At 68.9% G+C, this 8790-nt stretch carries 4 protein-coding genes; 1 reads left to right on the top strand and 3 read right to left on the bottom strand.

Annotated features, from left to right (window positions below; genetic code table 11):
* The coding region (locus tag GXB81_RS29440) for a DUF3971 domain-containing protein (protein WP_205991051.1) at positions 1–2881 on the bottom strand (2881 nt) is incomplete at its 3' end.
* Between the two features lie 230 nt (positions 2882–3111).
* Here GXB81_RS29440 and glnE point away from each other — a divergent pair.
* Positions 3112–5907 carry a bifunctional [glutamate--ammonia ligase]-adenylyl-L-tyrosine phosphorylase/[glutamate--ammonia-ligase] adenylyltransferase gene (gene glnE, locus GXB81_RS29435; RefSeq protein ID WP_205991050.1) on the top strand — a complete coding sequence of 932 codons (2796 nt, stop codon included), beginning with the start codon at positions 3112–3114 and terminating at the stop codon, positions 5905–5907.
* A gap of 39 nt (positions 5908–5946) precedes the next feature.
* On the opposite strand, the gene recN is transcribed toward glnE, so the two are convergent.
* Together recN and GXB81_RS29425 are read right to left on the bottom strand one after the other, a co-directional pair.
* Complete coding sequence (gene recN / locus GXB81_RS29430) at positions 5947–7620, bottom strand: DNA repair protein RecN (RefSeq protein ID WP_205991049.1); 1674 nt, start codon at positions 7618–7620, stop codon at positions 5947–5949.
* A gap of 73 nt (positions 7621–7693) precedes the next feature.
* On the bottom strand, positions 7694–8596 hold the full coding sequence (locus GXB81_RS29425; protein WP_167036017.1) for an NAD kinase: 903 nt from the start codon (positions 8594–8596) through the stop codon (positions 7694–7696).
* Between the last annotated feature and the right edge of the window lie 194 nt (positions 8597–8790).

The following is an 8790-nucleotide window of genomic DNA, read 5'->3' as shown; positions in this document are numbered from 1 at the left end:
CCGCGCCGCGCACGACCGCCGGCGGCGTATTGGGCTGCACCTTCGGCGCGTAGCGCAGCAGGTACGTGGCGGCGATCGGCCCGAACGCGAGGTCGGCGCGTTCGAGACCGGCGTCGCCGGGCGTCGTCGCCGGGCTGACGGTGAAGTGCAGCGGCATCGGCGTGCCGAGCGGCTTGTCGAACGGCGCCGGGAAATCGAGCGCGAGGCCGCTCAGGTCGGAATCGGCGCTGACCTGCGGCAGGCTTCCCTTCGCGCCGTTCACCTTCAGCGCATAGGGCGCGCTGCCGCTCAGGCGCGTCAACACCTGCCCGGCCGGGCCATGCAGATCGAGCCCGCGCGCGGCATCGACGGCAATGTGGCCGTTCAGCGCGAGCGCGTACGTGCCGTTCTGGCGCAAGCCGCCGTTTGCGTGCAGGTCGCCGCCGAGGAACTGCGCGGAGAGCCGCTCGACCTCGGCCGTGTGCTCGGTGAAGCGCACCCGGCCGTTCAGTTGCGACAGCGGCGGCACGTTGTTCATGCTCAGGCGGTTATCGAGGAAGCCGAGCGCGCCTTCCACGCCTATATGCGGCTTGGGCGTGCGCGGGATCGTCAGCTTGAGCGCGAGCGATGCGGCGCCGTCGGCGCGGATCTTCTCGGTCTGGTGCCGCGCCATGATGCCGAGCGAGCTGTCGTTCACGTAGTCGAGCATGTCGGCGAGCGGGCCGCGGCCATTGCCCTGGATGACTAGGTTCGAGCTTTTCGTGCCGAGGTCGGCGATTCTGCCACGCACGCTGGTGAGCGCGACGCGCTTGTAGCGTCCGCGCTCGATGTCGAAGCGCAGCACGTTCTGCTTCAGTTCGAACACGCCGTCGATGTCGTCGAGCGCCGGCCACAGGTTCGGCGTGCCGTTCCTCATGTTGCGCGGCGGGTAGGGCGTCGGGTCGAAGCGGCCGCCCCGGAACGGCGCGACGATATGGAAGATGCCGGCGGCGGGATCGCGCGAATAGGGGAACTGGGTCAGGTCGCCGTGCACTTCGATCGTGGCGCCGCGCGAGATGCCCGCCTGCAGTCCGTGGCCCAGATAGATGCGCAGCTTCTCGCTGACGGAGGTCGGCAGATAGCGCACGATGCGCGTGACCTGCGCGCGCTGGAAGTCGGCCTTGAGGTCGAGCGAGCCGCGGCCGTGGCCGGGGTTGCTGTAATTGGCAGCGGCGGTGGCCGCGACGTCGGCGTTGGAGACCGCGACGTCCGCGAGCTTGAGGCTGAAGGCCGGCCGGTTGTCGCCCGGCGCCTTCGCGCCCATGACCCAGTCGGCGCGGGCGTGCAGCCGGTCGAGCTTCAGGCGCGGATCGTCGAACACGCCCGGCAGCGTAATCGCCACGTTCGAGGTATCGAGCAGTGCATGGCCGCCTTTCTCGTCGGCGTCGACGTTGCCCCACAGGTTTTCGATGCCCGGTATGCCGGCGCGCGGATGGCCGCGCGGCGTGAGCCCCGGCCCCGGCTCCTGGGCGGCGAAGCTGATGCCCTGCAGATCGCCCTTGAAGCGATAGCGCTCGATCGGCTCCGCGCCGGCCGGCCGACGGTCGCTGCCTACCTCGCCGGATTCCGGCTTGCCGCGCTCCACTTCGATCACGTAGTTGGCGACGAGCCCGCGCGGATTGATGCGCACGAGCCCGTTCAGGAAGCGCCGCGGCAACGGCAGTGCGCGGCTGAATTCGGCGAGGATGCCGAGGTCGACGTGATCGCCGCTGACGCCGAGCAGTTGCCCGTGCTGCTGCGTCGCGGCCCGGAACCGGCCATCGAGCGTGTGGAACTGGAGCAGGCGCGTGAGCGGCGTGCCGTCGTCGAGCGGCGGCTGGCCGAGTTCGGCGCTCAGGTCCGAGAGCTGCAGTCGGTAGTCGCCTTCGGTGGCTTCGACGTGCCACAGGAAATGGGCGACCGGCACGAGCAGCCGCGGCTGGGTCGGCCGCACGCGCAGCGCGATGTCGGTGCCGTTGAGCCGGCCGCCCGCCGCCGTCATGCGGCCGTCGGAGAAGTCGATCCAGATGGCGTTGTCGATGCGGCCGGCGAACGTCTCGATCGGGAATTTGATGTAGCGCGCGAGCGTCGGCAGATCGACGGTGCCGGTCGAGATGTACGCCTGGCCTTTCCAGTTGATCGGCTTGCCGATCTCGGAAAGCGGCGCGTGCCGGAAGTGCGTGCGGAAGTCGAGCGGCCCCTTCAGCACCTGGCCGTCGGGCGGCGCCTGCAGCGCCATGCGGTGGTCGTAGCCGTCGTTGAGGATCGCGATGCGGATGTCGCGCAGCGCGAGTTCCGGCGCCTCGCGCAGCGCGTCGCGCCAGCGCAGCACGCCGCCGCGCACGACGATCGCCTGCTGGCGCAGGAGCCAGGTGGAAAGCGCGTCGTTGCCGCTATGCCGGGTCGGCACCGGCACGCCCGCGACCGACAGCACGCCGTCGTCGCTGCGCGCGACCAGCACGTCCGGCTGATCGACGATCAGGCTCGACAGCGCCGGTTGGAACTGCCACAGCGAGCGCCATGAGACCGTCGCGGTTGCGTGCGGAATCGTCAGCGCGGCGTGGCCGTCGCGATCGCGGATGACCAGGTTCGTGACGTCGAGGCCCGGCTGGAAGCCGCTCCAATGCGGCGCGAGCCGCCCGATGGTGAATTGCGTGCGCAGCTTCTCGGAGACCACCGCCTCGATGCGCGGCCGGAACATGTCGATGCGCGGCAGCACCACGTAGCGCAGGCCGAGGAACAGCCCCGTGGCGATGAAATAGAGGACGAGCGCGAGCGCGAGGACCACCCGCAAGATCCGGCGCAGCACGACGTGGTCGCTTCCGCTCGCGTGCCGGAGCTGCTCGGTGGCGTGCGGGTCGACGGATTCGTTTCGCTCGGACATGCTGCGTCGGCTGGGCGTATGGTAGTTTTGCGGATTAACTATGGAATGTAACACACGGAAAAGCGTCGGCGGACCTCCTGCAAACCCTGTCCGCGTGCCGCTTTGCGGCTGCCGCCGGCCGGTCCGGCAAGGCCTTGTGCGCGCTTTTCGAAGCGTTCCCTTCCGTGTGCCGCCATGCATCGAAACAACACCGGACAACGCCAACCAGCAACGAGCGAGCCTGATTCTTGATGACTGACGCCACTCTCCTGAGTTCCAGCTATTCCCGCTATGCGGCGCGCGCCGCCGCGGCCCGTCCGCAACTCGTCGAGCACGTGAACGCGCTGGCCGTCGTGCCGCTCACGCGCGAGCGCATCGATGCCCGTCTCGACGCGTTGTGCGCCGGGGCGGCCGGTCCGGCCGGCGCGCCGCTCGGCGAGGAAGCGCTGAAGAAAGCGCTGCGCCAGTTGCGCACCGAGGTGTTCTGCGCGGTGATGGAGCGCGATCTGGCCGGCGAGGCCGACATCGCCGAAGTCACGGGCGCGATGACCGATCTCGCGGAAGCGACGATCCAGCGCGCGCTCGCGGTGCTCACCGCCGAGCTCGAAGCGCTCTACGGCGAGCCGCGCGGCCCGCAGGGCGAGCGGCTCGCGCTCGGGGTGGTCGGCATGGGCAAGCTCGGCGGGCGCGAGCTGAACGTGTCGTCGGATATCGATCTGATCTTCGTCTATGAGGACGACGGCGAGACGGCCGGCGGCCAGCGCTCGCCGCTCGCGACCCAGGAGTTCTTCACGCGCCTCGGCAAGCGCCTGATCGGCGCGCTCGCCGAAGTGACCGCCGACGGCTACGTGTTTCGCGTCGACATGCGCTTGCGGCCGAACGGCGATTCGGGGCCGCTCGTGTGCAGCCTCGGCATGCTCGAAGAGTATTTCTACGTGCAGGGCCGCGAGTGGGAGCGCTATGCGTGGATCAAGGGCCGGCTCGTGTCGGAAGGCGGGAGCGCCGCGGCGCAGCGGCTCTCGAAGCAGCTCGACGCGATCGTCACGCCGTTCGTCTACCGGCGCTATCTCGACTTCGGCGTGATCAGCGCGATTCGCGCGCTGCATCTGCAGATTCGCCAGGAAGCGCAGCGCCGCGCCTCGATGCGGCCCGACAAGGCCGACGACATCAAGCTCGGACGCGGCGGCATCCGCGAAATCGAATTCAGCGCGCAGGTGTTCCAGCTGATTCGCGGCGGCCAGGACGCGGGCTTTCGCGTGCGGCCGACGCTCGCCGTGCTGCGCCATGCGGCCACGCATGGGCTGATGGACCCGGCGGTGTGCGTGAAGCTGTCGCAGGCGTACCGCTTTCTGCGCGAGCTCGAACACCGTCTGCAATACCGCAACGACGCGCAGACCCATGCGATGCCGGTCGATCCCGAAGACCGCGCGGCACTGGCCCGCGCGATGGGCTGCGACGATTACGCGGCGTTGATGGCGAGGCTCGACGCGCATCGCGAATTCGTCGAGCAGCAGTTCGACCAGATTTTCGCCGACAAGGTGAGCGGCCGCGACGGCTGCGCGGCCCCCGAAGATGGCGCGGCCGCGTGGGTCTGGAGCAGCGCGCTCGCCGACGACAGCGCCGACGACGCGCTGCGCGCGCGCCTGATCGAGCTGGGCGTGGCCGAGCCCGGCGATCTGCTCGCGCGGCTGCAAGGGGTGTGGCGCTCGTCGCGCTACATGGGCCTGAACGAGCGCAGCCGGCAGCGCTTCGACATCGTCGCGCAGCGCGCGCTCGAAGCCGCGCGCACGCTCGAACCGCCCGAGCGGCGCGGCAATACTGTCGCGCGCTTTTTCGATCTGCTCGAAGCGGTGAGCCGGCGCGGCGCCTATCTCGCGCTGCTGACCGAATATCCGCAGGCGCTGCACCAGGTGCTGTCGGTGCTCGGCGGCTCGCGCTGGGCGGCGGGCTATCTGATCCGCCATCCGCAACTGCTCGACGAACTGCTCGACGGCGAGGCGATCAACAGCCCGTTCGACTGGGCCGAGTTCAAGCGCGGCTTGCGCCTGCGGCTCGCGGCCGCCGACGGCGTGGAGCAGCAGATGGACCTGCTGCGCCACGCGCACCATGCCGAGGTGTTCCGCATTCTGCTGATCGATCTGGCCGGCAAGCTCTCGGTCGAGCACGTGAGCGACCGCCTCTCCGAGCTGGCCGACGCGGTGCTCGACGTGACGCTCGAAGCGGTCTGGAAGCAACTGGCGAAACGGCATCGCGACGAGCCGCGCTTCGCGGTGATCGCGTACGGCAAGCTCGGCGGCAAGGAACTCGGCTACGCGTCCGACCTCGACCTGATCTTCCTCTACGACGATCCCGACGATGCCGCCGCCGACGTCTACGCGACCTATACGCGCCGTCTGATTACGTGGCTCACGACCGCGACCGGCGCCGGCACGCTGTTCGACATTGACCTGCGGCTGCGGCCGAACGGCGAGTCGGGTCTGCTTGTCACCGATCTCGACGCGTTCCGCCGCTACCAGCTGCGCGAGGGCGACGCCGCCAACACCGCATGGGTCTGGGAGCACCAGGCGCTCACGCGCGCGCGCTACTGCGCGGGCGACGCCGAAATCGGCGCGAAGTTCGAGGCGATCCGCGAACAGGTGCTGACGACGCCGCGCGAGGCGGCGCCGCTCGCGAAGGAGATCGTCGAGATGCGCGAACGCGTCGCGGCCGGGCATCCGAACCATACGCCGGAACTGTTCGACCTCAAGCACGATCGCGGCGGCATGGTCGATATCGAATTCACGGTGCAGTACTGGGTGCTGCTGCATGCGGCGAGCGATCCCGAGCTGATTCGCAACACCGGCAACATCGCGTTGCTGCGCGAAGTGTCGCGCTTCGGGCTCATGAGCGAGGCCGAAGCGGAGACGGTCGGCGCCGCGTATCGCACCTATCGCAAGCTGCAGCACACGCTGCGGCTCGACGGGATGGAGAAGGCGCGGGTCGAGCCGGCGCGCGTGAGTACCGAGCGGGCGGCGGTGCTGGCGTTGTGGAAGAGGGTGTTTGGGTGAAGGGGGTTGGGCGGCCATGTCGACCCCTTCACGTCCGACTTACGCCGCCAGCATTTCCTTCGCGTGCTTGCGCGTGGTCGCGGTGATTTCGAGACCGCCTAGCATGCGCGCGACTTCCTCGATGCGGCTCGCCTTGTCGAGCGAGGTCACGCTGCTGATCGTGCCGCCCTTGCCGTTGCCGGTCTTCGCCACCCGGAAGTGGTGATCGCCGCGCGCGGCGACCTGCGGCAAGTGGGTGACGCACAGCACCTGGCGCGCGTGACCGAGCTGATGCAGCAGCCGGCCGACCACTTCGGCAACCCCGCCGCCGATGCCGGTGTCCACTTCGTCGAAGATCAGCGTCGGCGTCGGGCTCGCCGCGCTTGCGATGACCGCGAGCGCAAGGCTGATACGCGCGAGTTCGCCGCCCGAGGCGACCTTCGCGAGCGGCCGCAGCGGCACGCCGGCGTGCCCGGCCACGCGGAACTCGATCTGCTCGAGCCCATGCGCGCCGCCTTCGGGCAGCGGCACGAGCGCGACCTCGAAGCTGCCGCCCTTCATCGACAGTTCCTGCATGCCGGTCGTGACCGCTCCGCCGAGCGCCTTGCCCGCTTTCGCGCGCGCTTTCGAGAGTTTTTTCGCCTCGGCGAGGAAGGCTTCTTTCGCCTGGGCTTGCGCGGCGCGCAGGCCGTCGAGGTCGGCGGCGGCGTCGAGCGCGGCTAGTTGCGTGCGTCGCGCCGTGTGTTCTTCGGGCAGTGTCTCCGGTTGCAGACGGAATTTGCGCGCGGCCGAATGCAGCGCATCGAGACGCTTTTCGACCTGCGCGAGCCGGTCGGGATCGAGTTCGAGCCTCTGCGCGTAATGGCTTAGCGAATACGCCGCTTCCTGCAACTGGATTTCCGCCGGTTCGAGCGCGGCCAGCACGTCGTTGAGCGCCGGGTCGATCTCCGCGAGGTCGCGCATTTTCGAGACGATCGAGCCGAGGTGCGCGATCATCGCCTCGTCCGATTCGGATAGCGCGCCGAGCGCGCCCTGCACGCCGTCGATCAGATTCGCGGAATGCGACAGCCGCTTGTGCTCGGCGTTGATCTCTTCCCATTCGCCGGGCTGCGGCGCGAGCTTGTCGAGTTCGGCGAGCTGCCAGGCGAGCCGTTCGCGCTCCAGTTGCAGCTCGCGGTCGCGCGTCTGCGCGTGCTCGACCGCCTGGACCTTCTCGCGCCACGTGCGCCAGGCGCGCGTGACCGTGGCCGAGACGTCCGAAAGACCCGCGTGCGTGTCGAACAGTTCGCGTTGCGCATCCGGGCGCATCAGCAACTGGTGCGCGTGCTGGCCGTGAATGTCGACGAGCATTTCGCCGACTTCGCGCAGTTGCGCAAGCGTCGCCGCCGTGCCGTTGATGAACGCTCGCGAACGGCCGTTCGCGTCGACCACGCGCCGCAGCATCACCGTGCCGCCATGCTGGCCGTCGTCGGCCTCGGCCGCGCCGAGCGCCTGCTCGTCGAGCCATGTGTCGACCTGGGCGTGCGTCTCAAATTCGGCGGTGATGTCGGCGCGGCTCTCGCCCGTGCGCACGACGTTCGCATCGGCGCGCGCACCGAGTGCTAGCGCGAGCGCGTCGATCAGGATCGACTTGCCGGCGCCGGTTTCGCCCGAGAAAACGGTAAAGCCGCCGTCGAATTCGAGGTCGAGCGCGGCGACGATCACGAAGTCGCGTATCGAGAGATGGCGAAGCATGGAAGTCGTCTGGTGAGCTTGGGGTTCAGGTGTCAACCACGGCGGCGGGCGCGCTCGAATAGGGCAGCGCCGCTCAGGATTTGGAGTCTTCTTCGTGCGACGGGTACTCGTGCCAGTGCAGCTTCTTGCGCAGCGTCGCGTAATAGCTGTAGCCGACCGGATGCAGCATCGGCACCGTATGGCGCGAGCGGCGCACCTCGATCGTGTCGCCGAGCGCGAGCGAGGTGAACGACTGCATGTCGAAATTGACGTTCACTTCGCGGCCGGAAACGATCTGGATGCTCACTTTCGAGTCGTCCGGCAGCACGATCGGCCGGTTCGACAGCGCGTGCGGCGCGATTGGCACAAGCACGAAGCCCTGTAGCTGCGGATGCAGGATCGGCCCCTGCGAGGACAGCGCGTAGGCGGTCGAGCCGGTCGGCGTCGCGACGATCAGGCCGTCCGAGCGCTGGTTGTACATGAAGCGCCCGTCCACCGACACGCGCAGCTCCGCCATGCCCGAGACGCCGCTGCGGTTCACCACCACGTCGTTGAAGGCGAGCGCATGGTAGATCGGGTTGCCCTCGCGCATGATGCGCGCCTCGAGCAGCACGCGCTCCTCGCGCTCGAAATTGCCCGAGAGCATTTGCGGGATGGTTTCCCGCATGTCGGAGATCGGAATGTCGGTGATGAAGCCAAGCCGCCCGTGATTGATGCCGATCAGCGGCGTGCGGTACGGGGCGAGTTGGCGGCCGATGCCGAGCATCGTGCCGTCGCCGCCGAGCACCACGGCGACGTCGGCGCGCGCGCCGATCTCGGCGGGCCGCAGCGCCGGGTAGTCGGTCACGCCGATTTCGGCGGCGGTGCTGGCTTCGAACACGACTTCGAGGCCGAGCTTCGCGATGCACGAAGCGAGCGCGACGAGCGGCTCGCCGATGCCTGGCGTGTTGCTGCGCCCGACGAGCGCGACGGTCTTGAACTGGCTGGTCACTTGCATGCCGGCATTACACCATAGGTGGCGCCTGAAAAGAACCGCAGACAGACCCGGTGGCGAGCCGGTGCTCGCGGGCCGTCGGCGTATCTCGCGATTATCGTTAGAATGGTGAAGCCCTGATGACATGTGCGCCGGCTAAAGTGCGGTGTGGCGCGCGGCCAGGAGCCCGGCCGTGCGTGAAAGCGCCGCCGCGCGGC

The organism is Paraburkholderia sp. Ac-20336 (assembly GCF_017105025.1).
In the GTDB taxonomy this organism is placed as follows: domain Bacteria; phylum Pseudomonadota; class Gammaproteobacteria; order Burkholderiales; family Burkholderiaceae; genus Paraburkholderia.
Note: the sequence above shows the minus strand (reverse complement) of the source record. Positions and strands in the feature narration are given on the sequence as shown.

What these genes read in the sequence shown, in the direction of transcription:
- recN (WP_205991049.1), bottom strand. Translation starts at nt 7,620, where the DNA reads ATGCTTCGCCATCTCTCGATACGCGACTTCGTGATCGTCGCCGCGCTC.
- GXB81_RS29425 (WP_167036017.1), bottom strand. Translation starts at nt 8,596, where the DNA reads ATGCAAGTGACCAGCCAGTTCAAGACCGTCGCGCTCGTCGGGCGCAGC.
- glnE (WP_205991050.1), top strand. Translation starts at nt 3,112, where the DNA reads ATGACTGACGCCACTCTCCTGAGTTCCAGCTATTCCCGCTATGCGGCG.